Consider the following 24,131-nt stretch of genomic DNA (forward strand, 5'->3'; position numbering starts at 1 on the left):
AAATTAACGGTTGCAAATTAACGCTTATCTTTAAGTGCTGTACCCAGGTTTTGAAGATAAGCAACAACTGCATCAATCTCGCGTTTGCCGCGTACTTCAGCGCGAGCGTTGTCGATTTGCTCGTCTGTGTACGGAACGCCTAGAGTGCGAAGTGCTGCTAATTTCTTACCTGTGTCGTCACCTGTTAGTTTATTTTCAAACAACCATGGGAAAGCAGGCATGTTTGAATCAGGTACTACGTCACGTGGGTTGTAAAGGTGAGCACGGTGCCATTCGTCACTGTACTTACCACCAACACGGTGAAGATCAGGACCAGTACGCTTAGAACCCCATAGATGTGGGTGATCGTAAACATACTCGCCGGCGACAGAGTAGTGACCATAGCGCTCAACTTCTGCACGCAGAGGACGAACCATCTGAGTGTGACATACGTTACAACCTTCACGGATGTAGATGTCTTTACCTTCTTGTTGAAGGGCAGTAAGCGGCTTAAGGCCTTCTACAGGTTCTGTAGTCTGCTTTGCGAAGAACAAAGGAACGATTTCAACAAGAGCACCGAAGCTGATACCGATCAAAGAAAGAACGATCATCAGGCCGATATTCTTCTCGACTGTTTCGTGTTGCATATTCTACTCCTTGCTCCTGATTATGCCGTTTGAGCTTGAGCAGCTGTTGCTTGCTCAGTCTTAGCTTGACGGATTGTGCGATAGAAGTTGTATGCCATGACAAACATACCGCTCAAGAACACCGCACCACCTAATATACGCATGCCGTAACCGAACTTGCTGTATACCACACTGTCTACGAAGCTGAACTTCAAGGTGCCGTCTACGTCAACAGCTTTCCACATTAGACCTTGACCGATACCGTTGATCCACATCGCAACGATGTAAAGTACTGTACCGATGGTTGCCAACCAGAAGTGAAGGTTGATCGCACCTGTGCTGAACATTTCCTTACGGCCATATAGACGAGGAAGCATGTGATAAAGAGCACCGATAGATACCATTGCTACCCAGCCAAGCGCACCTGAGTGTACGTGACCTACAGTCCAGTCCGTGTTATGTGAAAGCGCGTTCACAGACTTGATTGACATCATTGGACCTTCGAAAGTAGACATACCGTAGAAAGAAAGAGAAACAACTAGGAAACGAAGAATAGGGTCGTTACGTAGTTTGTGCCATGCACCAGACAGCGTCATCATACCGTTGATCATACCACCCCAAGAAGGAGCAAGAAGGATCACAGACATTACCATACCTACGTTTTGAGCCCACTCAGGAAGTGCAGAGTAGTGAAGGTGGTGAGCACCTGCCCAGATATAGATAGAAATTAGAGCCCAGAAGTGAACTACTGATAGACGATATGAGTAGATTGGACGCTCTGCTTGTTTAGGTACGAAGTAGTACATGATGCCAAGGAAACCAGCAGTTAGGAAGAAGCCTACTGCGTTGTGGCCGTACCACCATTGAACCATTGCATCTACCGCACCAGCATATACGTAGTAAGACTTCCAAAGACTAACTGGAAGCTGCATGCTGTTACCGATGTGAAGAACTGCAACTGTCAGAATAAAGGCAACATAGAACCAGTTAGCTACATAAATGTGCTTGGTTTTACGGTTGCGAATAGTGCCGATAAATACAACAGCGTATGAAATCCATACCAATGCAATTAGGATATCGATAGGCCACTCAAGCTCAGCGTATTCGTGGGAAGAAGTGAAACCTAACGGTAGCGTAATAGCGGCTGCTACGATCACTGCTTGCCAACCCCAGAATGTGAATTTCACAAGAGGTTCAAACGCTAAGCGTGTCTGACATGTACGTTGTACAACGTAGTATGACGTTGCAAACAAGGCACAACCACCGAATGCAAAGATTACGGCGTTAGTATGAAGAGGGCGAAGACGACCAAAATGCGTCCATGGCAGATTCAGGTTTAGTTCAGGAAATAGAAGTTGCGATGCAATTAATACACCGACTCCCATGCCGACAATACCCCATATCACGGTCATGATAGCGAACTGGCGCACAACCCCATAATTGTAGGTTGGGTGTTCGAAGGTAGACTGATTCGCAGTAGCACTCATATCAGTTTCCAGGCTTAGTTAGTTATGGTTTATGAAATCGCGCGCAAGTATGCGTAAATCCCGCATACAATGCAAACGATGGTTTGAATTATATGGATTCTTCAATTAGAAATGAATCTGTGTATGCCTATTAACCCTATGATCTATGTCAGTATTTTGAGTGTTAATGGTAAAAATGGCTAAACAGAGTTTAGAACAAGCTAGGAGAAGTATGGAATTTCTAACAACAAAAGCTAGAAATGAAGACACCGGAATAACCTTTGTGTTTGCACATGGTGCTGGTGCACCGATGGATTCGGATTTCATGAATGACGTATCTGAGTTATTTGCTGATCAGGGAATTACTGTTGTCCGTTTTGAATTTCCTTATATGCAAAAGCGTCGTGAAACGGGTAAGAAGCGACCACCAGATCGTGCGCCTAAACTGTTGGCTTGTTGGCAGGAAGCATTGGCGCAATTGACTTCTACATATTCCTCCATCTTTATTGGCGGGAAGTCTATGGGTGGGCGTATGGCGACGATGCTTGCTGCCGACCCTGAGGTTCATGCTCAACAGTTACCTATAAAAGGCTGCGCGTGCTTTGGTTACCCTTATCATGCACCGGGTAAACCAGAGAAAGTTCGTAATGAGCACTTTAATGATGTGTTTGTACCGATCTTGATTCTTCAAGGTGATCGGGATGCCTTTGGTGCTAAAGAGGAAGTGTCGAATTATCAAGTTTTCGAAAAGGTATCGCATCATTGGCTCAACGACGGAAATCATGATTTGAAACCAAGAAAGGTCTCAGGAACAACGCATGAAGCCAATTTGCAGGAAGCTGTAAAAGTTGCAGCAGAATGGATGAAGCAAATGCAGTAGCGGTTTGATAGCTTGATGATGAATATTGTTTGAAGAGAACCTCATGCTTGAGTCTTAAGGTTCAAGCATGAGAAATAAAGTCCGCTGTTTCTTGGGTAAGGGGCTTTTTAATCGAATTGATTAAGCAACTGCCTTTGGTCATTCGCCAGTTTCTTAAGGGACTCACTGATGTTAGATGATTTATCCATCGCACGAAGTGTATCCGTACTGTGCTCCATAACCTGATTGATTTTGTTTTGAATGACGCCCGTTTGTTGCGATTGTTGTTCTGTAAAAGCAGAGATCTCTTCTGACATTAATTTGATTTCATCGACGGATGCTTGGATGTCTTGAAGTGCTTGGCCCGCCTCAGTTACTTGATCGACGCCGGTTTCAGTGGTCTCTTTGCTACTTTGCATGGTACTGACGGCGTCTCTCGCTTCTGATGTAAGCAGCTCGATGATGTCGTTAATTTGATCGGTTGATTCTTGAGTCTTCATCGCCAATGAACGAACTTCATCTGCTACCACGGCAAAGCCTCGACCTTGTTCGCCAGCACGTGCCGCTTCAATAGCGGCATTTAAGGCTAGTAAGTTGGTTTGATCGGCAATGCCTTTAATAACATTTACAAAATTACTGATTTCTTCACAGCGTTTGGCAAGTTGGTCGACGGTTTTTTCGGCTTTATCCACAGATTGAGACGATTCACGAATCGTTTCAATGGTTTCTTTAATGATGTAATTGCCTTTATCACTCAATTCATGAGCTTTCTGGGTCAACTCTCGAGAATTCTCAAGCTTTTGGAAAATAGAGTTGATGCCTTCCAGAATGTCCGTGGTTTCACCCAAAACATCGGCCAGTTCTGCTTGTTGCTTATGAATCTTTTTCTGAGTTTCTTGGGTGGAGACATAGCTCTCATTCACTGCGGAGGTTAACTCCGTTGAACTAAGGTCAATGCGTTTAACAACGGTTTCCAGGCGAAAATTGGCCGCTTTTAAATGAAGGGCCAGTTCATTGGCTTTGTGAGGTGCACCTAGGTACATGTATTGGATGAAGTCGGAGTTGGCATTATTGGACGCGTCAGGTAGTGCAAGCTTAAGTTGTCGTTTAAACACTTTTCCTGAAACTATACATCCCGCTAAAGCCAGCGGAAGACTCGCAAGCCAGCCGAAAAAGTCGTGACCTAATAATGCTGCAGTGAAGAGAATAAAGCAGATTGTGTATTCTAGAAATTCTGAAAAACGCGCATAGAAAGGTACCGGGGACTTTTCGGAGTTGAGTCGCTGGTACACTTCTTCCGTGCGTTGTATTTGTTCTGTCGAGGCCTTTCGTCTTACCGATTCATATCCCGTGATTTGCCCCTTCTCTTTGATTGGGCTGACATACGCATCGACCCAATAATGATCACCGGATTTTGCCCTGTTTTTCACAATGCCCATCCATGATTTTCCGGCTTTTAAGTGTTGCCAAAGGTCAGCAAAAACGGCTTGCGGTACATCGGGGTGTCGAACGAGGTTGTGGGCCTGACCTAATAGCTCGTCTTTTGAAAAACCAGCCAGTTCGATGAAGTCTTCATTGACGTCGGTAATAACTCCTTTTTCTGTAGTGACCGAAACAATTTCATGCCGGTCTTCCACAGGAATGTTTTTGTTGGTTACGGGTAGATTCTTTCTCATAATCGGGTCTCGATAACAACTTGGGCCAAAGGGATGCCACTATCAATAAATAATAGATCGTTATAATAGTTCTTCTAGAAAACAGCTCGAACCTAGAAGGAAGAGCTGAGAGCAGCGCTTATCGGCTAAACATTTGAAAACTTAAAGGTAGGAAAGGGAAGGCAATAAAAATGCCTTCCTTATTTGGGATTATGCGTGTTCTAGGATGGTGATTTTCTCTGGTTCTGACAGCATAGGGTCAATTTTATACATGATTTCAGTACGTTCATTTGAATTTAACCAGTTGATCCAATCTTGTTGTGAACGCCATTTTGATAGTGTAAGACGACGACGTGGATTGCTGGCATCTTTCATCGATTCGCCTGCAAGAAAGCCTGGTGCCTGAATTGCGGATTGAAGTATGTTACGCACCGACTCTTCGTAAATATCGTCAAGGCCATCCATAATATTTCGTTCAATCAATACTCTTATCACTGCGAGTTCCTTTTGTCGTTACTCTTGGGTCATTACTTATTAGATAGACCAAAAAGGTGGGTCTATTTAATAGTTTAGCGTTTCCCGATTGGGTTGCTATTGAGATTTCTAAAGAAATTTCAGCAGTATTGCAAGGATTTCAGTATCATACCGCCTTTTTATTCGATGGCTGTTTTTTCTGTTGGTTCGATACCTTTCGAACTTTATTTTTTCAGTTAGGTACTTATGAATATTCGCTCTATAGCTATTAATTTGATTGGTGATGACATTCCGCTGCAGAAAAATTATCGGAAGACGTCTCCTGGTAAGCGATCTGCGGATGCAAATTCCTTGCTTAGTTTCACAAGCCTTAATCCAGGAAGCTTTAGTGCAGAAGGGAAAGGAAAAGGGCTTGAAGTTGGAGAAACGGTCTTTGTTTCGCTTAAAGGCAGTAAGACTTTGAGTTTGCCTTTAATGATTAAGAGCATCACTTATTTGATTGAGCCTGCCGACCATTGGCAGGCCGAGTTGGAGGGGGAATCCTTTGGCTCACTGAATATTTATACTTGGCAGGTCAACTGTGATTCCTGTCAGCAACCTTATCCATTGGAGTTTGTCAGTCGAAGTGACGATGATTCGTCTGCTCAGATATTTCATGCTGAAACCAGGTTAACGGCGCTCGGCTGGTTATTAGATAACGGACAACATATTTGTCCAGTGTGTGCGTCTAAAGAGTCTCGTGAGTCTCAGCTTCATTGATGTATGTTTTTTATCTCTGATGGCGATACCAAATAGTAAGTAATTTGATGGGAAATCCTGTATGACTGAAAGCAATTATCCTGAATTTCAACACGAACTGGATGCAAAAGGTTTGATGTGCCCTGAACCGGTTATGCTGTTGCATAAAAAGGTACGAGCGATGGCTTCCGGTGAAGTGTTGCGTATTGAAGCGACAGATCCGTCAACCACTCGTGACATTCCACAGTTTTGTAATATGCTGGATCACACCCTGTTAAAAGAGGAAGTGCTAAAGCAAGATGGCAGTGAGATTTATCTTTATTTCATTCAGCGTCGTTAATTCAACGTCTTTTTAGTGACCGAGGTGACCTAGTGTGGCTAACCTTGGTTCATTTCTAATTTTTGATTTTGAGTATTTGGTTTTTTTGACGACTTCTTGAGTGTCAGTAGGCCTGAGACAAAGATCAGTAAACTTCCAATGATCGTTGCCCAGCGCAGTGATTCGTCCCAGAAAACCCATCCGTAAATAGATGCGTATACTAATGATGCGTAAGTGAAGGGGGCAATTCTGCCTGGTAGTGCAAGGGTATAAGCTTTGGTCATCATTAGCTGACCGATAGTCCCTATAGTTCCCATTAAACAAAGTAGACTCAGAGCTTCTAATGTGGGTGTTTTCCACGCCCAGAGTAAAGGCACGGAAGAGATCAGGGTACTCAGAAGAGCAAAATAGAAAACGATACGGGCACTTGGTTCGGTAGCGCCCATTCTTCGGATGGTGACTTTGGCAAGACTTGCCAACGCTGCGCCGGCTAAACCTATCAAAGCGATTAAGGTAAATTCAGACGCGTCAGGGTCAAGAATAATAGCAACGCCGATGAAGCCAATCACAATAGCAAGCTTTGACCAGTTAGAAATGCGTTCGCCAAGCCATAAGAACGCAATAATTGGAATAAACAAGGGTGCTGAGAGCTTAACCAACATGGCTTCAGCAAATGCAATGTGCCCAATACTGTAGAAGAAACAGTACATGGCGGTGACGCCAACGGTTGCTCTCAATAAGTGATAATGAAAGCACTCGGTTTTGAAGAGGCTGCTGCCCATGGTTAACAGCATGGGAAGGATCGCCATTAGGCCGAAGAGATTGCGGAAAAACACAATCATTTCGTTTGGGAGATCGAGCGCCAATACTTTAATGATTGCGCCCATGGAGGCCAATAGAAATTCTGCAACTAATAATAGCAGCGAAGCGCGGACGGTTGCCGAGGCAAGCATAATGATAGGAATCCGATGAAAAGAGCGCAGTTTATCACAGATTCATCGTTGTCCAGAGATCGGTTGGCGTTTGAAGCAATCAAACAAGGTCAATCAGCAGGGAAACCACTGTCATAGCGTTTGGATCTTGGAGCTTGATGCGAGTTGCTATGCTGTGCTGAAAGTAATAGCGAAATTCAGAATTTAGCTCAGCAGGAGTAAGTTCGTGGGAACCTGGTAGGGGAATAATATCCAGTTCTTCCGTCTTTGGAACCATCGCCTGAAGTGTTCCTGAACTGGTTAATTGCCAGCTGATGATGGGCTTGAGATGAAATCCCTTTCGACCTTGATGTTTGAAAGCTGCGTGTGTTCCGAGGTGATCAGGGAGTTCTTGTATGATGTGTTCGGGTTTGCTTTCCAATTCCTCGCTTTTGCTTCGGCTTTGGACTTTTGGCGGGAAGTATAGCTCTTTCAATGGTTCTTGCGGAGCATAGAATTGATGAGCCAGTTCAAGCTCTTTGCTCTTATGCTCAGGTGCAGTAAAGAAAATTCGTTCTTGACGGGTGTCGTAATAGCCTTGCCATTGTCCATCAGGTGCTGATGCACCAGTGCTCTTTTCAAACCTATGAGTGGTCACTATGTCTTTCAGCCAAGGAACAATTGCGCACACTTGGCCGTTATCCAATAAAGCCCAGAATAAAATCTTTACTGAAAACAAGTGTTCCTGGCTCAAATCACTGTTGTATAGTGCTTCCATACCGTCGAGCTCAGAAGAAATACGCACAATACGCGGTGCTTTAGAGGGGGATTTGTTAATGCCTCTGTAATTATCTAGCTGAATGATGTTGTTTTTAGGATCAAACGTCATGACGGATTGTCTTGTATTCTTAAATATATCGAAGGTGTTTAAGCACATTCAGTGAATTTCTTAACTAACGTAGATTAGTTAAGCCATTACTACAGGTATCGGCCTATGTTGACCAAACATTACTATTTTGCCTACGGATCTAATATGAACAAAGAGAGGATGGCGGTTCGAGGGCTGTCTTTTTCTAATCCCGTAAAAGGGGTGATGCGAGGTTATCGGTTGGCCTTTAATAAGAAGGCTTGGGATCATCCTGCGAGATCCTACGCAAACATTGTGTTTGATCCTGCCTCGCATGTGGAAGGCGTTTTATATCGTTTAGATGACGAGCATCAAATTCAAAAAATGGACCCGTTTGAAGGTGCCCCAAGGCTCTATAGTCGAGAAATTTTTCATGTTGAAACTCAGCAAGGGCTTATCCCTTCATGGGTTTATATTGCGAATAAAGCCACTATTTCAGACGGTTTGAAACCGGATCAGTGGTATTTAGAGCATTTATTGGCGGGTCGAGAACACTTGTCTGAATCCTATTATCAGAAGCTTACCTTGGTAGAAACCAACGGTTAAGCCTTCTGATTATCAGGTTGGAGTGAATGGCTTTGGTTGAATTTATATTTCTGTACATAGAATAGATACATCATTTGCAGTACGCCATTGGCACTGAGACCCGCAATTAATGCAATCCAAAATCCTTTTGCTCCGATCGGGGCGGGTAAGCTAATCCACTGAGATAACTGATCTCGAAGGTCTGACTCCAATCCAAGTAAATAACCAACCGGTATGGCAACCACCCAAAACGCGATGATGGTTAATATCATCGGAACGGTGGTTTGCTGATAGCCTCGAAGGGCACCTGCCGCGGTTACTTGTACCGTGTCTGATAACTGAAAAATGGCTGCCAAGATCAGCAATGAGCTGGCAAGCAGTAAGACCTCTTCGTTTTCTGTATACAATGCGGGAATTGTGTGTTGATTCAGCATGATCAAGATCATCGACACAATGCCAAACAGAAAGGCGATTCCGACCCCGGTTCGAGAAACCAACTGAGCCAGTCTCAAATCTTGTCTGCCTAGTTGGTAACCCGTTCTGACCGTAATAGCTTGGCTTAATCCCAAAGGAATCATGAACATTAGCGAGGAGACATTTAAAGCGATTTGGTGAGAGGCCATTTGAATTTTGCCAAGATGTGCAATTACTAAGGGAATATAAGTAAACACAGATACCTCGGCCAAAATGGCTAAGCCGATAGGGATGCCAACTTTAGATAAATGTTTCACCATCGTTTTAAAGTTGTCAGGGCAGTGCCATTCAAAGATGAGTGTTGAGACCGTTGACTTGCCGTCGCTATGAAGTTTTTTGATAAGTTGACGATCGTGTCGTTGGATGTAGCTTAATCCCCAGTAGGAGATCCAAAAAATAATGCCACTGGCCAGTCCGCAGCCTGCGCCGCCTAGTGCTGGAATGATTTCAGTATGGTCATTGATAGTTAGGCCATAAATAAAGAGATAGTTCAGAGGGATGTTTAGCAAAACGGCGGCAGTGGTTATCAATAGAATATGACGAGTCTTTCCGCTGCCTTCGGATAAACTTTTATGGACTTGAAATAACCCGGCTGCAGGTAAGCCAATCAATATGTAGAGAAGATAGTCAGAGGCCAGTTCAATAGTGCTGGCGTCACTATTCAGTGAGCCTATGACTTGTAGGCCTACATACCCTGCAATCAGAAAGATGCACGTTACCATCAAAGAGAAGTAGCGAGCACCTGCCAGCCAAGGTTTGATGTTTTGGTAACTTCTCTCTCCGTAAAACTTGGCGATTTGAGGTGTCAGTGCCATGAGAGTGGCAGTCATCGTTAAAAAGAGTAAGTTCCAAACCGATGATCCAAGGGAGAGCGCTGCAAGGTCTGTTGCTGAAACTTGACCGGCCATAACGGTGTCTATCACTGACATCGAGCAGGTTAATGTCAGAGCCAGAATCATAGGTGTGGCTAGTTTGATCAGGCTTTTGGATTCATTGATTATATGGTCAAGTGTGTTCATTCAGTTGTACAAAAAGTGGTGTGAAACATGAGGGAAAGAAACAAATAAGACTTCGTAAGCGAGGGCGGATATAATACGCCCTCCTTAAATGAAAGGATAGTTTCAGAACGTAAGGTTTTTTAATGTTGTATTCTGACGTGATTGAGGCATCAGTCGAGCAAAGAGCGGAGCAAAAGATGCGCCTTCAGCATACGGCTGAAGATATAATTTCCCTCTTTAATCAATGTTTTAAAGAAAGTGAAGGGACTGAGCTGGTGGGATTTAATCCTGAGCCGGAATATATTCCTCGACATCTGAGAGATGCTTCTCTGGATGCTATCTTATTTACTAAGGATTATTTTGCGAGTGCGCTTCATGAGATCAGTCATTGGTGTATTGCTGGGGTAGAAAGACGTAAGCAGTTGGATTATGGCTATTGGTATTGTCCAGATGGTCGAACACCTGAGCAGCAGGCACTGTTTGAACACGTGGAGGTTAAACCGCAGGCCTTAGAGTGGCTTTTTGCTGAAGCTGCAGCATTCCCATTTCGGTTGAGCTTTGATAATCTCAACGGCAGCCCTGTGGATGCCAAAGGCTTTGCGGATCGAGTACATCAGCAAGTGCATGAGTATTTAACAAATGGTATCGGTGAACGGCCTAAGAAGTTAATTCAGTCTTTGTTAGTTTATTACAGAGGAACGACTTCTTTGGATTCTCATTGGTTTAAGCGCTCCAAGTTAGGTTATTTGGAGTAAGTTCGCTGGATAGCGTGAGCATGAAACAGTGTTTGTTTGTGAAAACAGCTCACGCTCGGACAGCAAAGACATAAGTAGGTGAAGTTGTGCTTAAAGCACTCAAAGCGTGGACGAAACGTTCTGACGATAATGCGTCAGGTTCCGATAAGTCTCAGAAGAGATCGTCCCAAGATAAGAGCAAATCCAACAGTAATGTTGGTAAGAACGGTAATCAAAGAACGAACACTAAGAGTAACTCTGGTGGTCAAAAAGGCCGGAACGGCGGCAAGTCGCAGGCAGGTGGGAAGCCTCACGGTCAGCCTAAGTCCAAGTCGAATAAACGCAGTCATACCAAACCTAAATCCCGCGATCAGCACGAACAGAAGCATCATAAGGCTCAGATGGAGTCCACATGGTCTGTAGAGCAGTTTGTTGTTCCTGAAGAAGAAGGGAAGACTCGATTCCATGATTTCGAGTTGCATCCTCAACTGATGCGAGGCATTTGTGATTCAGGTTTCAGTTACTGTACACCGATTCAGGCGTCAGCAATTCCGATTGCTCTTCAACACAAAGACATTACGGGTAAGGCTCAAACAGGAACGGGTAAAACTGCTGCGTTTTTGATTTCTGTTATCCAGAATCTTCTAAATAATCCTTATCAAGGTGAGCGTTTTGCTAGTGAACCGCGAGTCTTGGTACTAGCGCCAACGCGGGAATTGGCATTACAGATTGAAAAAGATGCCATTGAACTGACGCGTTTTACGGAATTGAATGTCGGCTGTGTTGTTGGTGGTATGGACTACGATAAACAACGTAATCTGCTGCGTAACTCTGTAGTCGATATTCTTATTGGTACGCCAGGTCGCCTGATCGATTTCATGTTTAAAGAAGACGTCTATCTGGATCAGGTAGAAATCTTGATTTTGGATGAAGCGGATCGAATGTTGGACATGGGCTTTATTCCGGATGTTCGTAAGATTGTTCGTCAGACACCACATAAAGAAGATCGTCAGACCTTATTGTTCAGTGCCACTTATAACGATGACATTATCCGCCTCACTGAGCAGTGGACGATCGATCCGGTACGCGTTGAGATTGAACCTGAGCAGGTGACATCTGAACGAGTGGATCAAAGAGTACTGCTGTTAGAGGCATCTCAGCGTTACGATCAGCTTAAGAAAATTATCAGTGGTGATGATGTAGGCCTGGTCATTGTGTTTTTGAATCGTCGAGATCAAACACGTAGATTATATGAAAGCTTACGAAAAGATGGTGTGAAAGTGGCCATTTTATCTGGGGACGTTCCTCAGAATAAGCGTTTGAAAACGCTTGAGAACTTTAAGAAAGGAAGTATTAAGGTTCTTGTCGCTACAGATGTTGCTGGTCGTGGTATTCATGTGGACGACATCACCCACGTCGTGAACTACACCTTACCGGAAGACCCGGAGGATTATGTTCATCGCATCGGTCGTACCGGTCGTGCAGGCCGGACAGGCCACGCGATCAGCTTTGCCAGTGAAGATGATGCATTTGTGATTCCGGAAATTGAAGCTTATGTGGGTGATAAGCTGAAAATGGAATATGTAGATTAATTAGCACTTAGACGGATAAAGAGGGCGATGATTAGCCCTCTTTTTGTTTTATGGTTGCTGTGACTGTACGTTTTGATGCATTTAGATATCGATGGATTAGCTGAATTCCAGAATCCAATCGAGCTGGGTAGGTTCATCACTTCGTTCTACGATGATAAATCCCTTCTTTTGGTTTCGCTTAATCAGTAAATCGAGCTTTTTAACGGCATCGGAATGGTTGGCAACGGGAATGTTCTGAACTTTTCCATTGTGATTACCAATCACACCTGAGGATTGAGTAAGAACCCAACCACCGAACAAATCCTGCTGGATGTGTGCAATGAAATACGAGTTGTCTTTGTGCCATCGTATTAGCATGGTTCGGGTGAGTCCGGTTGGGTTCTTGGGCGTTATTAATGTTGTAGCATTTTATGTCGCATGATTATATCCGAGCAATACTGTTGGCGCGACTTTCGTGCTTTTGAGGTAAATAGAAGCAAATGAAATATGGCAGAAATGACCTTGTGCTTTAAATTGCTCGTCGTTTAGGATGCTGAAAAGTAGGTTGTTTGACTGAATACTTGTTCGCGCTTGTTGTGAGCAATATAACTTTTAGGGAAATTTGCGATTCATAACTATGAAAATTGTTGCTGATGAAAACATGCCGTTGGTTGATAGCCTGTTCGGTGAGCTTGGGGAAGTCGTGCGCCTTCCTGGTCGATCAATGTCTGCTACTGATGTTAAAGATGCAGATATCCTGTTGGTGCGTTCAGTAACCCAAGTGAATGAGTCCTTACTTTCTGGTTCCAGCGTCAAATTCGTTGGTACTGCAACGATTGGTACTGATCATGTTGATATGTCGTGGTTGGAATCTCAAGGAATCGCCTTTGCCAATGCTCCGGGGTGCAATGCTCATTCGGTCGTGGATTACGTGATTAGTGCACTGATTTGTCTGTGTCAGGATGAATATAAGTCGATTTCGGATTTAAGTGTTGGTGTGATTGGTGCGGGTAATGTGGGCCGTCGCCTTATTACTCGATTGAAAAAGCTGGGTGTTGAGGTTAAGGCCTATGATCCTTTCGTTGAAGATGACAGCTTACCTTTGGTGAGTTTTGACGAGGTTTTGAATTGTGATGTCGTGTCATTGCATGTGCCGCTCACAAAAGACGGAGAGCATCCAACCTTCCATCTAATTAATGAAGACGCTTTGCGTTGTATGAAGCGATCTGCTGTTTTGATAAATACCTCCCGTGGGCCGGTAGTAGATAACGCAGCGCTTAAACAGCATTTGATTTTATGCTCGGAATTTAAGGCGGTACTGGATGTTTGGGAAGCCGAGCCGGTCGTAGAGCGTGAACTGCTTGATTTGGTGGATTTGGGAACGGCTCATATTGCCGGTTATAGCCTGGATGGTAAATATCGAGGTACTTTTCAGATCTACACAGAGGCATGTAAATTTCTAGGCTTGCCGATGAGGAAGCGCTTACCTCAAATGTTGCCTGAACCCGATTTGGTGCAAGTAGGTTTTTCTAAAGAATCGGTATTTGAAGAGGTCTTTCCTCGTTTAGTACAGGTGGCTTATGACATTCGCCGGGATGACCGAGCCTTGAGGCGCGCTGTGTTACGTTCAACGAACGTTGCGGAAGCATTCGACTTATTAAGAAAAAACTACCCAACACGTCGAGAGTTTTCTTCTCTCTCTGTGAAGATGCGTAAGAACGATTCTGTGAATTGCAGTAAGTTTGAAGCGGCAGGGTTTAAGGTTAAAGTTAAAAGCTAATGAATCATTTAAAAGTTGGCTTGGTTATTAATCCACTTGCTGGGCTTGGTGGCAGTGTTGCTCTTAAAGGGAGTGATTCCGTGGCGGAAAAAGCCATGGCATTGGGAGCCGAGCCTAAAGCTCAACAACGAGTACAATCTGCTCTGCAAGCGTTGACCTCGTATGTTGAGTTTCTTTCTTTTGTGACCGCTCCCGGATTAATGGGGGAAGACCTGCTTTCTTCTATGGGGTTCCAGGTTGATCAAGTGATTTCGCTTGAGGATAAAGACTATTCTCTTATTGGGCGTTCCAGTCCTTCTGATACTCGTAGAGCGGTAGAAGCCTTCACTGAAGCGGGTATTGATTTAATTTTGTTTGCTGGTGGCGATGGTACTGCTAGGGACATTTGTTCGGTGGTGGGTGATCAAATCCCTGTGTTGGGTATTCCGGCTGGCGTGAAGATTCATTCGGCGGTATATGCCGTTAACCCTCAGTCGGCGGGGGCGTTGCTTGAACAAATGATTTCTGGAGAGCTGACTGGTGTCAGAAGCGCTGATGTACGAGATATTGATGAAGATGCGTTTCGCCAAGGACAAGTAAAAGCAAAGCTTTATGGTGAAATGCTCGTCCCCGAAGAAGGGCGTTTCGTTCAGATGATGAAGTGTGGTGGTATCGAGAAAGAAGAGTGGGTGCTTAATGATATTGCTGCGGAAGTTGTCGAAACTATGGACGATGAGGTCTTGTACATTATAGGTTCGGGGGCCACGACTAAAGCAATTATGGATGAGCTTGGGTTGGAAAATACCTTGCTTGGGGTGGATCTCGTTAAGAACCATCAACTGGTTGCCAGTGATGTCTCCGAAGTCGAATTGCTTTCTCATTTAGATCATGAAACACAGGTTAAATTAGTGATTTCTGTGATTGGTGGGCAAGGCCATATTTTTGGTCGTGGTAATCAGCAGTTGAGTCCGGATGTTATTCGTCGTTTGGGTAAAGAGAATATTCAGATCATCGCAACGAAAACGAAATTGAAGTCCCTGGAGGGGCGTCCTCTGTTGATTGATACAGGTGACGCCGAGCTGGATTCGGCGTTGTGTGGTTGGTATCGAATTACCACAGGATACCAGGATGAAGTGGTTTATCCTGGCTCTGATGGTATAACTGACGTTCAGGTTTAGCAGGGTTAAAAACTACTGGTTAATTGGGAACTGGTGATTTGAGGCGTTCTATGATTCCTGTTCTTACATTAATCATTTCCTGGTAAGCACTGATCATCTTACAATAGGCATCATAAGCATCTCCCATTGTTTGGTCATGGCTGCTAGGAAGACTCTTAATGGCGTTCATGGCTTTTGTAAAGTGCTTAATCTCTACTTCCAGCGCATTAATGATGCGATTGCGCTGATCCTCGCCTTGTGATTCCTGTGTTTGCATGAATTGAAAATCAACAGACATGGCATTCCCCCCAGTGGCACTCTGTATCATCACTATAAGTGGTTAGGGAGTTGTGGGGGTAACGAGCTATAGGCGAGTTACTGTAAGTTGGAAGCGTTTCGAATAGGAAGATATTGTATAATTTTTATACAAAAAAAGCCCTGAAGGACAGGACTTTTTCTTACATCATATATACATGAGAGAATTAATATTTACCTTGAAGGGCTTTAATTCTTTCATCAAGCGGTGGGTGGCTAGAAAACATTGCCTGCAGACCGCTTCTCATACCTTGGTTGATACCAAAGGCCACCAGGCTGTCCGGCATTTGATTTGGAACCTCTGTCTCTGCTTTCAGGTGTTGAAGTGCAGCAACCATCCCGGCTGGGCTCGCCAGTTCTGCACCGGCTTCGTCGGCTCGATATTCACGACGACGTGAGAACCACATGACGATCACCTGAGCCAGAATGGCCAGAACCACTTCAGCGATGAAGGTTGTAATGTAGAAAGCGATTCCATGGCCACCTTCGTTCTTGAAGACTACTCGGTCTACGGTATGACCAATGATTCTTGCGAAGAACATAACAAAGGTATTGACCACACCTTGGATCAACGTGAGAGTTACCATGTCGCCATTGGCAACGTGACCGATTTCATGCCCAAGAATGGCTTTGACTTCTTCTTTACTGTAACGCTGTAATAAACCAGCGCTCACAGCTACCAAAGCATCGTTTCTGTTCCAGCCTGTGGCAAATGCGTTTGCTTGCTGTGCAGGGAAGATCCCTACTTCAGGCATACCAATGCCCGCTTTTTCAGAGAGTTCTTTAACCGTTTCAAGCAACCAGTGTTCTTCAGCATTTCTTGGCTGGCTAATGATCTGGGTACCTGTTGTTCTTTTTGCCATCCACTTGGAAATGAACAACGAAATGAAAGCTCCGGTAAAACCAAAAACGGCACAGAAGATTAATAGGCTTTGTAGGTTTAGGCCTCCTCGGCTATCGAGGTAAGAGCCAACCCCAAGCAGATTCAGGGTAATACTGGCTACAATGATCACAGCCAGGTTGGTTAATAGGAATAAACCGATTCTAAGCATTGTTTCTCCTCAACACGCTTCTATGTAATTCCAGAACTTGTGCTTTAAGCTGCACGCTCTTTATTGCTTCATAGTGTGGGCAATTTAGAGTCTTTCAAGGTCTGGCTAATAATTATGAGCTTTGAATATGACAGTTTGTCTGCGTAATAGTTTGCTTTGGGTGGTTACTTTTATTGTAGTTTGATGGTTACTTTTTTGTAGACTGTAGTTTGGTTTCTATCGAAATTATGAGGGAAGAAATTAGTTGGGTGCTAATCTTTTGAACGACCGTGAACAGAAAGGTTATTCAGCAAGCAACGGGTCACTTCACAGAGTTCATCTGAGGTTGCCTGGGTAACGCAGTGGTGTAATTGGGCGGCCAGTGTTGCATAAGATGTATGTGCATCAGACGTTGGTAGAGGCTTTCCGGACAGATGTGAGAAGGCAGCTTGGGTGAGTGTTGCGAGTTCTATCGCTTCTTGCCCAATATTGCCAGCATGACGAATGTAACCTTCTTCGGTGAGCCAAACAATCGCAGAGAAGCAGGCTTGAAAGCGATTGCTGTACTGTCCGATATCGTCGGTTTCTTCGTAGCCGCATAAATCACCCACATAGACAGAGACTTTGCGTGGGAAGCTGCGATATAGCCTAAGCAATATCACAGCGCAGTCTTTGTAGAAATCCTCGATATGTAATTCGTCCATGGCTTTCAATCCTGCTTGATCAATAATTACTGGCTATATCGGCTGAAAAAGCGTTCAAGACGATCGGTAGCTTGTATTAGATCTTCTTTATGCGGTAAGAACACAATTCGGAAGTGATCCGGGTGAGGCCAGTTAAAGGCCGTACCTTGTACGATCAGAATTTTTTCTTGTCGCAGAAGATCCAGAGCAAACTGCTCATCGTCTTGAATGTTGAAGCGTTTATCCATCTTAGCGAAGAGGTATAAAGCGCCTTCAGGCTTTGTACAGCTGATGCCTGGAATTTGATTCAAGGCTTCATAGCAGATGTCTCTCTGTTCCAAAAGACGGCCGCCAGGGAGGATTAATTCGTTTACACTTTGGTAACCGCCGAGCGCTGTTTGAATGCCATACATACTTGGTACATTGGCGCAGAGACGCATTGATGACAGAATTTCCAACCCTTCAATGTAGTCTTTCGCCTGGTGTTTTGGTCCAGAGATGACCATCCAGCCAGAGCGGAAACCAGCGGCACGATAGGCTTTTGATAGACCGTTAAACGTAATGGTTAGAACATCTTCCGACAGAGATGCTAGTGGTGTGTGGGTGGCACCATCGTAGAGGATTCGATCATAAATCTCATCGGCAAACACAATCAGGTTGTGCTGTCTTGCCAGCTCAAGAATCTCAAGTAATACGCTGTCAGGATATACCGCGCCTGTTGGGTTGTTTGGGTTAATAACAACAATACCGCGAGTACGATCAGTGATTTTACGTTTGATGTCTTCAATATCAGGCATCCAGTTGCTTTGTTCATCGCAGATGTAATGAACAGCGGTGCCACCGGCTAAACTTGTTGCAGCAGTCCATAGCGGATAATCAGGAGCAGGAATTAGTAGTTCGTCACCATTATTAAGTAAAGCTTGTGTAGACACTGTGATAAGTTCACTGACGCCATTGCCAATGTAAATATCATCGATCTCAACGCCTTTGACTTGTCGATTTTGACAGTCGTGCATAATCGCTTTACGGGCTGCAAACAAACCTTTGGAGTCGCAGTAGCCTTGAGCATTGGAGAGATTACGAATCATATCTTGGATGATTTCGTCTGGGGCATCAAAACCGAATGGGGCAGGGTTTCCGATATTAAGCTTTAATACTTTGTGGCCTTCATCTTCTAAACGACGTGCTTCACGCAGAACGGGTCCACGGATGTCGTAACATACATTGAGTAGCTTATTTGATTTGTTGATCGTGTGCATAGACAGTGACTCGGAAATGCCCTTAACTTTATGTGAACGTGCAATAATACCTGTGCGCTATTCACGCTGTAAATGTACACTTTTTAAAAAATGAAGGGAGACAGTATGAAAATTGAAAAGAGTGAAGCCGAATGGCGGGAGATTTTAACGGATCATGAATTTCATATATGCAGGGAGAAAGGAACAGAACGGCCTTTCACTGGAGCATACAATAATGAAAAACGATCCGGTCTTTATTATTGCACATGTTGTAATAAGCCTTTGTTTAGTTCTACTGCGAAGTATGATTCGGGGTCGGGCTGGCCGAGTTATTTTCAGGCGGTTGATAGCGGTGCTGTGTCTGAGCATCGGGATAGCTCATTAGGAATGGAACGTGTGGAGATTACCTGCAGTGATTGCGGTTCTCATTTAGGTCATGTGTTTACTGATGGTCCTCAGCCTACAGGGTTAAGGTACTGTGTGAATAGTGCTTCATTACGTTTTGATCCTGATTTAGACGACGCTTAGTCAGTTCTGCTGATTATAGTTGCAGTAAGTTGGTTGAATATTGTTCTATTAAGTTATATTGTGCGCAATATTATTTTGAGCTATTTAATTGGAATGGGAGTCGGATGATGAGTGTTTATCAGTTCAATGCAAATACCTTAACGGGTGAAGATGTCAGTTTAGAGGCGTACAAAGGCAAAGTACTTTTGATTGTAAATACTGCATCTAAGTGCGGTTTAACGCCGCAGTATGAGGGCTTGGAAACTCTGTATAAAGAACTTAATGGTGAGGGTGTTGAGATTCTCGGTTTTCCATGTAATCAGTTTGGAAAGCAAGAACCGGGCTCAAGCGAAGATATCGCCTCTTTCTGTCTTAAGAACTATGGCGTGTCATTTCCTATGTTTGAAAAGATTGATGTGAATGGCCCAACGACGCACCCTCTATATCAGTACCTTAAAAGTAATGCGAAAGGGCTTCTGGGAAGTGAAAAGATCAAGTGGAACTTCACAAAGTTTCTAATCAATAAGGAAGGTGAGGTTGTTGCTCGTTATGCCCCGACGACTCCGCCTGAGAAAATAAAAGCAGATATCCAAAAGTTACTCTAGCTGAGTGTAATGTTAGAACTGGTCTTCGATAACCTTGTAGAAAGAGAGAGTTAGGTGAGTTACCCGGATCAATTAAAGCTTGATAATCAGTTGTGTTTTTTGTTGTACAGCGCATCTCGTTCAATGACTCGGAGATACCGTCCTTTGTTGGATGAGCTGGGGCTTACCTATCCTCAATATCTGGTTATGTTGGTGCTTTGGGAGGCTGAGGGTCAAGGGTTATCTATTGGTGAAATCGGAGAATCCTTAATGTTGGATACTGGAACTCTTACTCCATTACTTAAACGCCTTGAGCAGAATGGGCTTATTTCCAGGGTTCGTAGTCTTGAAGATGAGCGGCGAGTGGATGTGTGTTTGACCAAAGAGGGGTTGGATTTACGCAGTAGGGCGGAAGTCGTTCCATTAAAAATGATGTGTGATTTGGAAATTAATGAAGATGACTTGGCAATGAGAGATACATTGATGCAGTTGCTTCAGCAATTGAATGCCAAGTTGGCTGGCTCTGAATAGATTTCGATAGTGATAGTTGCAACGATTTATTACTAAACCGTTGCCGACTTTTCAGGATCGAGTAGCCATTGATCTAGTTTTCTGATGAGATCTTCTTTGCGGTATGGCTTTGTAAGGAAATCGCTCATGCCGCAATCAAAACAACGTTGTTTGTCTTCATTCATGATGTTTGCAGTGACTGCAATAATAGGGATGTCTTTTCCTTGTGGTAGCATGCGTATTGCTTGGGTCGCTTGATACCCATCCATAACTGGCATGTGGCAATCCATTAAGATTAAATCAAAATTATCTTTTTTGATTTGTTCGACTGCCAGTTGTCCATTGTCAGCAATGAATATTTCTGTAAAACCTAGTTTTTTCAGTAATCCTGTTGCTACTTTTTGATTTACTTCGTTGTCTTCAACAATCAGTATCCGCTCGCAATTGTATTGATGAGAGGTGGCTTCGGTTGGTTTTTGAGGCTCTTGCTTGCTGGTCTTTATATTAAGCAGCTTTTTTAGGGCGTCTTTTAGTAGACTGTGATAAACCGGGCGTTGAAGTTGTATGTATTCACTTTCCTGATCAATGTTGTTCGTTAATAGAATGGTCTGGTTGAGAGGCAGTGAATGTGTCTCTTTGGCTGCTTGGAAGGCAAGGTAGGTTTGATTTTCGTTGGGTTCAATATCGTTTTCGTTGTCTATGAATTCGATGTCGGCCCCCCAATAATTTAACTGAGTCTGAAGGTCGTGATTTTCAATTGGATGGTTGTTTTGTGAATTAACGATGCAGAGCTTCGGTTGGTTACTTAAGAAGCGATATTCTATCCAGGCTTCGCATGGAAGATGGAAGGTAAGTGTAAAGCAACTGCCAATGTCTTTTTCGGATTCAATTGTAATGTCACCGTGCATGCACTCCGTCAATTGTTTAACCAGGGTTAATCCGAGGCCGGTGCCGCCGTATTTTCGAGTGGTTTGTGTGGATGCCTGGGTGAAAGGGGTGAAGATGACGGCCTGTTCTTCAGGTGTCATACCTATGCCGGTATCAATAATTTTAATTTGTATATTATGTGGATTAACGGCATTGCCTATTTGGTTTTCAAAGCCTTGATTGTTGAATTCCGCAATAATGGCTACATGGCCTTGTTTGGTGAATTTCAAAGCATTACTGACAAGGTTGCTGATGATCTGGCGAATTCTGGTAGGGTCACCTTTTACTTTGCCTGGGAAATCAGGCTGGATGGACAAGTATAAATCAAGCTTTTCCGCTTGAGGTGAGCTTTTGAATAAAGTGACGGTCTGTTCAAGTAACTCCCTGAAGTCAAACGATACGGTTTCAAGGTTAATTTTTCCAGATTCAACTTTTGCAATATCCAGAATGTCGTTGAGGATTTGTTGTAAGGTATCGCCAGAGGCACTGGCCAGTTTCAGTTGTTCGCGAATGGTTTCGTCAATGCCGGTTTTTGATTCTAGTGCGAGATTGATCATACCTAGAACACCGCTTAGTGGTGTTCTGATTTCATGGCTCATGTTGGCCAAGAAAATCGCTCGTGCCTGACTGCTTCTTTCCGCTTCTTCTCTAGCGATCTCAAGATTGTCGATGGCGTCAGTTAAGTCATTATTTGCTTCGGTCAGTTCTTTTGTTCTTAACTCGACCGCTTGCTCTAGGCGTTCTGTGTATCTCTGTCTGTCTCTTTCTGCGAGTTTGAGTTCGTGGAAGCTGCGCTCAATTTCGCTTAGTTGTTTGTTGGTTGTTTCGATAAGAAGCCCGATTTCATCTTCTTTATGATTCGATAGCTTGTTAATGCGTAGCTTGGTTGGGTCGTCACTGGCATGGATATTAGAAAGCTGAGAGGTAATAGAGCTTAACGGTTTGGTTAGCATGAAATAGAACATAACCAAGAGAGAGAATGCCAGAATACAAGCCTGTAAAAGCACGGTTCCGAGGAGTGTTAAGCTTTCATTGATAAAGCTTTCGCCAGTAGGCTCCATATTAATGGTCAGGTGTAGGTGGCCTAATTGCTCGGTAGGGTCGTGCGCTACATTGAGTTTAAAACTGTGCTCTGGGGATTTGTCAAATAGGAAGCCGATCAGTTGATTGTATTGGCTTTCCGGGGTTTCCCGATATGACGAAGCAAGTATTTCACCTGACGGTTCAATAATGGCTGCTTGTTTTACTAAGGGTAATTGAGCTAGGCCTTTAACCAGTTCTTTAGCTAGCTCAATATCAATGTTGTATGCTATACGAGAGGCTGGAGCTATGGTAATGCTGGCGAGCGATTGAATTTGCTCTTCTACTTTATGCTGTACCCTGTAGTAATTTGCTGCTATGACGAAAAGGCTAAAGATGATTCCTAATAAGAATGCGACACAAAGCGTATTTCTGGCCTGACGATAAGATAGGCGTTGTCTTGTTGGTATTCTCATCTGAACGCTAAGGTCAGCCACTCACAATAGATGCGTAAGTCTGACTGAACAAATCCTTCTTTATTTTGCTTTATAATAGTCTAGATCCATGAACATGGAAGCGTACCATTAAATGAGATGACTAGAAATGATATCTCTAGTCATAGACCTGTTTCATTTTGGTTCGTTCGTCTTCGGCAGCAATTTCATCCATGCCTTTCTCTAATTGTGAAGGTTGGTCCGTTGCTTTCTCGTGATTACGTTTCACCATGGCTTCTTCATCTGCTTTCTTCTTAAGTGCGTCAATTTTCTTACGAACGTACTCAATACGATCCCCGTTTTTATTGGCGAACTTTTCGAGCTCGGTCACTTCCTGGTAGTACTGGTGGATGGCGCTTCTAATTTTGTTACCGGCTTCCATCTCTTCTGCTTTGGCTCGGTAGAATTCAAAAGCAGCTTGGGTGTATAGGTATTTTACTAGGGTGTGGTAGCTTTTAGCTTTGTCTTTGCTAACTCTGCCTGCTCTTGCAAGGCTTAATAAGTGCTGATTCAGAACTTCCAAGAGATTGCGGACACGTCGTACCTGTTCAGAGGTCTTCAAAGGAATCTCTTTAGGTTCACCTTGGGAGTTCAGTTGGCTGAGTTGAGTCTGTGCTTCACCCAACATCTGTTTGGCGAAATTCTTTTGTGTTTTGTCACCAATAGAGAAGAGGTGGTTTGACTTGTACATCATACTTTCTATTAAAAGGCGCTTTAAGCCTTTATGTAGATAGTGGGCAGGGAGGTCTCGTAACAAGGACTCTAACATGTTTATTTGATCATGAAGATTTTGCGAAATGCGCGAACGCTCAATTCGGTTCTTCTCCATTTGTTGGTTAATGTAGGCGATACCTATCAAGATAACGAGGATGCCTATTACGATTAAAGCGGTTGTTAGTCCAGATGACATATATATTAAACCTTACTTACCTTCTAATCTTAGCTATATATAAAGCAGATATACCTACCCTAATATTAGTCTTGTTATCGACTAAAATCACTATAACTCAAGGCCTTAGCAAAAGTTTTCTAAAAAATTAAAAAAAGTAATATTAAGAGTTGACAGTCTACCGATGTGTTATTAAGATACGCGCACTTTCTGACGAGGTCAGTAGGAAGTACGGAGTCCCATTCGTCTAGTGGCCTAGGACACCGCCCTTTCACGGCGGTAACAGGGGTTCGAACCCCCTATGGGACGCCAATGCGGGAATAGCTCAGTTGGTAGAGCACAACCTTGCCAAGGTTGGGGTCGCGAGTTCGAGTCTCGTTTCCCGCTCCAATTTTTACCTATATGGTAGTACTTCTTACAGTGTCAGTTTGTGGTGTGTCCCATTCGTCTAGTGGCCTAGGACACCGCCCTTTCACGGCGGTAACAGGGGTTCGAACCCCCTATGGGACGCCAATGCGGGAATAGCTCAGTTGGTAGAGCACAACCTTGCCAAGGTTGGGGTCGCGAGTTCGAGTCTCGTTTCCCGCTCCAAATTCTAAAAACCAGTCTATATGACTGGTTTTTTTATGTCTGAAATGTTCTCCCTCTCTTACCTTGTACCTAATTTATTGCTGCTTCTCAGTGATAGAAGCCGACAGCTCATGTAAATATAGTACCTTTGACTTACTTCGCTTGTAGTTTGAATCGACAATCGGTTTATTTATTGGGGTTTCTGTTCTAA

At 43.8% G+C, this 24,131-nt stretch carries 25 protein-coding genes and 4 tRNA genes; 15 read left to right on the top strand and 14 right to left on the bottom strand.

Annotated elements, in window-relative coordinates; genetic code table 11:
* Nucleotides 1-17 precede the first annotated feature (17 nt).
* Both ccoO and ccoN read right to left on the bottom strand, forming a co-directional pair.
* Nucleotides 18-626: a cytochrome-c oxidase, cbb3-type subunit II gene (gene ccoO, locus ACFOEK_RS08925; protein WP_284378534.1), complete on the bottom strand. Its 609-nt coding sequence runs from the start codon at nt 624-626 to the stop codon at nt 18-20.
* 20 nt (nt 627-646) lie between these two features.
* Nucleotides 647-2,092: a cytochrome-c oxidase, cbb3-type subunit I gene (gene ccoN, locus ACFOEK_RS08930; protein WP_386719381.1), complete on the bottom strand. Its 1,446-nt coding sequence runs from the start codon at nt 2,090-2,092 to the stop codon at nt 647-649.
* Nucleotides 2,093-2,303: 211 nt separating this feature from the next.
* Between ccoN and ACFOEK_RS08935 the strand changes: the two genes are divergently transcribed.
* Nucleotides 2,304-2,951 (top strand): alpha/beta family hydrolase, encoded by a 648-nt coding sequence (locus tag ACFOEK_RS08935; protein WP_386719384.1) that lies wholly within the window; start codon nt 2,304-2,306, stop codon nt 2,949-2,951.
* Nucleotides 2,952-3,058: 107 nt separating this feature from the next.
* Here the strand turns inward: ACFOEK_RS08935 and ACFOEK_RS08940 are convergent, their stop codons facing one another.
* Together ACFOEK_RS08940 and ACFOEK_RS08945 are read right to left on the bottom strand one after the other, a co-directional pair.
* Nucleotides 3,059-4,606: a methyl-accepting chemotaxis protein gene (locus tag ACFOEK_RS08940; protein ID WP_386719387.1), complete on the bottom strand. Its 1,548-nt coding sequence runs from the start codon at nt 4,604-4,606 to the stop codon at nt 3,059-3,061.
* Between the two features lie 189 nt (nt 4,607-4,795).
* On the bottom strand, nt 4,796-5,080 hold the full coding sequence (locus tag ACFOEK_RS08945; RefSeq protein WP_386719390.1) for an antibiotic biosynthesis monooxygenase family protein: 285 nt from the start codon (nt 5,078-5,080) through the stop codon (nt 4,796-4,798).
* Nucleotides 5,081-5,305: 225 nt separating this feature from the next.
* Between ACFOEK_RS08945 and ACFOEK_RS08950 the strand changes: the two genes are divergently transcribed.
* Nucleotides 5,306-5,818: a hypothetical protein gene (locus ACFOEK_RS08950; protein ID WP_386719392.1), complete on the top strand. Its 513-nt coding sequence runs from the start codon at nt 5,306-5,308 to the stop codon at nt 5,816-5,818.
* 61 nt (nt 5,819-5,879) lie between these two features.
* The gene (gene tusA, locus ACFOEK_RS08955; RefSeq protein WP_386719395.1) at nt 5,880-6,137 is read left to right on the top strand and encodes a sulfurtransferase TusA; all 258 of its coding nucleotides are present in this window, start codon (nt 5,880-5,882) and stop codon (nt 6,135-6,137) included.
* A 38-nt stretch (nt 6,138-6,175) separates the two neighbouring features.
* Here the strand turns inward: tusA and ACFOEK_RS08960 are convergent, their stop codons facing one another.
* The gene (locus ACFOEK_RS08960; RefSeq protein WP_386719398.1) at nt 6,176-7,069 is read right to left on the bottom strand and encodes a DMT family transporter; all 894 of its coding nucleotides are present in this window, start codon (nt 7,067-7,069) and stop codon (nt 6,176-6,178) included.
* A gap of 79 nt (nt 7,070-7,148) precedes the next feature.
* On the bottom strand, nt 7,149-7,916 hold the full coding sequence (locus ACFOEK_RS08965) for a hypothetical protein (RefSeq protein ID WP_386719401.1): 768 nt from the start codon (nt 7,914-7,916) through the stop codon (nt 7,149-7,151).
* A gap of 105 nt (nt 7,917-8,021) precedes the next feature.
* Between ACFOEK_RS08965 and ACFOEK_RS08970 the strand changes: the two genes are divergently transcribed.
* On the top strand, nt 8,022-8,480 hold the full coding sequence (locus ACFOEK_RS08970) for a gamma-glutamylcyclotransferase family protein (protein ID WP_386719403.1): 459 nt from the start codon (nt 8,022-8,024) through the stop codon (nt 8,478-8,480).
* Here ACFOEK_RS08970 and ACFOEK_RS08975 read toward each other — a convergent pair.
* The gene (locus ACFOEK_RS08975; protein ID WP_386719406.1) at nt 8,477-9,952 is read right to left on the bottom strand and encodes an MATE family efflux transporter; all 1,476 of its coding nucleotides are present in this window, start codon (nt 9,950-9,952) and stop codon (nt 8,477-8,479) included. The two genes, ACFOEK_RS08970 and ACFOEK_RS08975, sit on opposite strands and share 4 nt — an antisense overlap.
* Before the next feature lie 122 nt (nt 9,953-10,074).
* Between ACFOEK_RS08975 and ACFOEK_RS08980 the strand changes: the two genes are divergently transcribed.
* Nucleotides 10,075-10,686, top strand: coding sequence for an elongation factor P hydroxylase (locus ACFOEK_RS08980; protein WP_386719409.1), 612 nt, complete (start codon nt 10,075-10,077; stop codon nt 10,684-10,686).
* A gap of 86 nt (nt 10,687-10,772) precedes the next feature.
* Complete coding sequence (gene rhlB / locus ACFOEK_RS08985; RefSeq protein ID WP_386719412.1) at nt 10,773-12,257, top strand: ATP-dependent RNA helicase RhlB; 1,485 nt, start codon at nt 10,773-10,775, stop codon at nt 12,255-12,257.
* Nucleotides 12,258-12,353: 96 nt separating this feature from the next.
* Here rhlB and ACFOEK_RS08990 read toward each other — a convergent pair whose 3' ends face one another.
* Entirely contained in the window at nt 12,354-12,614 is a 261-nt protein-coding gene (locus ACFOEK_RS08990) for a WGR domain-containing protein (protein WP_386719415.1), read from the bottom strand.
* A 259-nt stretch (nt 12,615-12,873) separates the two neighbouring features.
* Here ACFOEK_RS08990 and pdxB point away from each other — a divergent pair, with 259 nt between their 5' ends.
* Nucleotides 12,874-14,016 carry a 4-phosphoerythronate dehydrogenase PdxB gene (pdxB, locus tag ACFOEK_RS08995; protein ID WP_386719418.1) on the top strand — a complete coding sequence of 381 codons (1,143 nt, stop codon included), beginning with the start codon at nt 12,874-12,876 and terminating at the stop codon, nt 14,014-14,016.
* Complete coding sequence (locus tag ACFOEK_RS09000) at nt 14,016-15,173, top strand: ATP-NAD kinase family protein (protein ID WP_386719421.1); 1,158 nt, start codon at nt 14,016-14,018, stop codon at nt 15,171-15,173. The genes pdxB and ACFOEK_RS09000 overlap by 1 nt, the downstream gene beginning before the upstream one ends.
* A 19-nt stretch (nt 15,174-15,192) precedes the next feature.
* On the opposite strand, the gene ACFOEK_RS09005 is transcribed toward ACFOEK_RS09000, so the two are convergent.
* The 4 genes from ACFOEK_RS09005 to ACFOEK_RS09020 all read right to left on the bottom strand — a co-directional run bounded on the left by ACFOEK_RS09005 (nt 15,193) and on the right by ACFOEK_RS09020 (nt 18,440).
* Complete coding sequence (locus tag ACFOEK_RS09005; RefSeq protein WP_386719424.1) at nt 15,193-15,450, bottom strand: hypothetical protein; 258 nt, start codon at nt 15,448-15,450, stop codon at nt 15,193-15,195.
* Nucleotides 15,451-15,634: 184 nt separating this feature from the next.
* Complete coding sequence (gene htpX, locus ACFOEK_RS09010; RefSeq protein ID WP_386719427.1) at nt 15,635-16,519, bottom strand: protease HtpX; 885 nt, start codon at nt 16,517-16,519, stop codon at nt 15,635-15,637.
* Nucleotides 16,520-16,770: 251 nt separating this feature from the next.
* The gene (locus tag ACFOEK_RS09015) at nt 16,771-17,202 is read right to left on the bottom strand and encodes a hypothetical protein (protein WP_386719430.1); all 432 of its coding nucleotides are present in this window, start codon (nt 17,200-17,202) and stop codon (nt 16,771-16,773) included.
* 26 nt (nt 17,203-17,228) lie between these two features.
* Complete coding sequence (locus tag ACFOEK_RS09020) at nt 17,229-18,440, bottom strand: pyridoxal phosphate-dependent aminotransferase (RefSeq protein WP_386719433.1); 1,212 nt, start codon at nt 18,438-18,440, stop codon at nt 17,229-17,231.
* Nucleotides 18,441-18,545: 105 nt separating this feature from the next.
* On the opposite strand from ACFOEK_RS09020, the gene msrB reads away from it, so the two are divergent.
* The 3 genes from msrB (at nt 18,546) to ACFOEK_RS09035 (ending at nt 20,041) form a co-directional block, all read left to right on the top strand.
* A complete protein-coding gene (gene msrB, locus ACFOEK_RS09025; RefSeq protein ID WP_386719436.1) occupies nt 18,546-18,947 on the top strand; it encodes a peptide-methionine (R)-S-oxide reductase MsrB in 402 nt (133 codons plus the stop codon).
* Between the two features lie 107 nt (nt 18,948-19,054).
* The gene (locus ACFOEK_RS09030) at nt 19,055-19,531 is read left to right on the top strand and encodes a glutathione peroxidase (protein WP_386719439.1); all 477 of its coding nucleotides are present in this window, start codon (nt 19,055-19,057) and stop codon (nt 19,529-19,531) included.
* A gap of 54 nt (nt 19,532-19,585) precedes the next feature.
* Nucleotides 19,586-20,041 (top strand): MarR family winged helix-turn-helix transcriptional regulator, encoded by a 456-nt coding sequence (locus ACFOEK_RS09035; protein WP_386719442.1) that lies wholly within the window; start codon nt 19,586-19,588, stop codon nt 20,039-20,041.
* A 32-nt stretch (nt 20,042-20,073) separates the two neighbouring features.
* On the opposite strand, the gene ACFOEK_RS09040 is transcribed toward ACFOEK_RS09035, so the two are convergent.
* Both ACFOEK_RS09040 and ACFOEK_RS09045 read right to left on the bottom strand, forming a co-directional pair.
* Nucleotides 20,074-22,443: an ATP-binding protein gene (locus ACFOEK_RS09040; protein WP_386719445.1), complete on the bottom strand. Its 2,370-nt coding sequence runs from the start codon at nt 22,441-22,443 to the stop codon at nt 20,074-20,076.
* 136 nt (nt 22,444-22,579) lie between these two features.
* A complete protein-coding gene (locus ACFOEK_RS09045) occupies nt 22,580-23,371 on the bottom strand; it encodes a hypothetical protein (RefSeq protein ID WP_386719448.1) in 792 nt (263 codons plus the stop codon).
* Nucleotides 23,372-23,586: 215 nt separating this feature from the next.
* Between ACFOEK_RS09045 and ACFOEK_RS09050 the strand changes: the two genes are divergently transcribed.
* The 4 genes from ACFOEK_RS09050 (at nt 23,587) to ACFOEK_RS09065 (ending at nt 23,941) form a co-directional block, all read left to right on the top strand.
* A tRNA-Glu gene (locus ACFOEK_RS09050) sits at nt 23,587-23,662 on the top strand.
* Between the two features lie 2 nt (nt 23,663-23,664).
* A tRNA-Gly gene (locus ACFOEK_RS09055) sits at nt 23,665-23,740 on the top strand.
* Nucleotides 23,741-23,787: 47 nt separating this feature from the next.
* A tRNA-Glu gene (locus tag ACFOEK_RS09060) sits at nt 23,788-23,863 on the top strand.
* A gap of 2 nt (nt 23,864-23,865) precedes the next feature.
* Nucleotides 23,866-23,941 (top strand) — tRNA-Gly (locus tag ACFOEK_RS09065).
* The last annotated feature ends 190 nt before the right edge of the window (nt 23,942-24,131 follow it).

Source organism: Litoribrevibacter euphylliae, from assembly GCF_042646085.1.
Lineage (GTDB): Bacteria > Pseudomonadota > Gammaproteobacteria > Pseudomonadales > Litoribrevibacteraceae > Litoribrevibacter > Litoribrevibacter euphylliae.

What these genes read in the sequence shown, in the direction of transcription:
- ACFOEK_RS08990 (WP_386719415.1), bottom strand. Translation starts at nt 12,614, where the DNA reads ATGCTAATACGATGGCACAAAGACAACTCGTATTTCATTGCACACATC.
- tusA (WP_386719395.1), top strand. Translation starts at nt 5,880, where the DNA reads ATGACTGAAAGCAATTATCCTGAATTTCAACACGAACTGGATGCAAAA.
- ACFOEK_RS08935 (WP_386719384.1), top strand. Translation starts at nt 2,304, where the DNA reads ATGGAATTTCTAACAACAAAAGCTAGAAATGAAGACACCGGAATAACC.
- ACFOEK_RS09045 (WP_386719448.1), bottom strand. Translation starts at nt 23,371, where the DNA reads ATGTCATCTGGACTAACAACCGCTTTAATCGTAATAGGCATCCTCGTT.
- ACFOEK_RS08960 (WP_386719398.1), bottom strand. Translation starts at nt 7,069, where the DNA reads ATGCTTGCCTCGGCAACCGTCCGCGCTTCGCTGCTATTATTAGTTGCA.
- msrB (WP_386719436.1), top strand. Translation starts at nt 18,546, where the DNA reads ATGAAAATTGAAAAGAGTGAAGCCGAATGGCGGGAGATTTTAACGGAT.
- ACFOEK_RS09030 (WP_386719439.1), top strand. Translation starts at nt 19,055, where the DNA reads ATGAGTGTTTATCAGTTCAATGCAAATACCTTAACGGGTGAAGATGTC.
- ACFOEK_RS09040 (WP_386719445.1), bottom strand. Translation starts at nt 22,443, where the DNA reads ATGAGAATACCAACAAGACAACGCCTATCTTATCGTCAGGCCAGAAAT.
- ccoO (WP_284378534.1), bottom strand. Translation starts at nt 626, where the DNA reads ATGCAACACGAAACAGTCGAGAAGAATATCGGCCTGATGATCGTTCTT.
- ACFOEK_RS08940 (WP_386719387.1), bottom strand. Translation starts at nt 4,606, where the DNA reads ATGAGAAAGAATCTACCCGTAACCAACAAAAACATTCCTGTGGAAGAC.
- ccoN (WP_386719381.1), bottom strand. Translation starts at nt 2,092, where the DNA reads ATGAGTGCTACTGCGAATCAGTCTACCTTCGAACACCCAACCTACAAT.
- ACFOEK_RS08970 (WP_386719403.1), top strand. Translation starts at nt 8,022, where the DNA reads ATGTTGACCAAACATTACTATTTTGCCTACGGATCTAATATGAACAAA.
- ACFOEK_RS09020 (WP_386719433.1), bottom strand. Translation starts at nt 18,440, where the DNA reads ATGCACACGATCAACAAATCAAATAAGCTACTCAATGTATGTTACGAC.
- ACFOEK_RS09000 (WP_386719421.1), top strand. Translation starts at nt 14,016, where the DNA reads ATGAATCATTTAAAAGTTGGCTTGGTTATTAATCCACTTGCTGGGCTT.
- ACFOEK_RS09005 (WP_386719424.1), bottom strand. Translation starts at nt 15,450, where the DNA reads ATGTCTGTTGATTTTCAATTCATGCAAACACAGGAATCACAAGGCGAG.
- pdxB (WP_386719418.1), top strand. Translation starts at nt 12,874, where the DNA reads ATGAAAATTGTTGCTGATGAAAACATGCCGTTGGTTGATAGCCTGTTC.
- ACFOEK_RS08950 (WP_386719392.1), top strand. Translation starts at nt 5,306, where the DNA reads ATGAATATTCGCTCTATAGCTATTAATTTGATTGGTGATGACATTCCG.
- ACFOEK_RS08980 (WP_386719409.1), top strand. Translation starts at nt 10,075, where the DNA reads ATGTTGTATTCTGACGTGATTGAGGCATCAGTCGAGCAAAGAGCGGAG.
- htpX (WP_386719427.1), bottom strand. Translation starts at nt 16,519, where the DNA reads ATGCTTAGAATCGGTTTATTCCTATTAACCAACCTGGCTGTGATCATT.
- ACFOEK_RS09015 (WP_386719430.1), bottom strand. Translation starts at nt 17,202, where the DNA reads ATGGACGAATTACATATCGAGGATTTCTACAAAGACTGCGCTGTGATA.
- ACFOEK_RS08965 (WP_386719401.1), bottom strand. Translation starts at nt 7,916, where the DNA reads ATGACGTTTGATCCTAAAAACAACATCATTCAGCTAGATAATTACAGA.
- ACFOEK_RS08975 (WP_386719406.1), bottom strand. Translation starts at nt 9,952, where the DNA reads ATGAACACACTTGACCATATAATCAATGAATCCAAAAGCCTGATCAAA.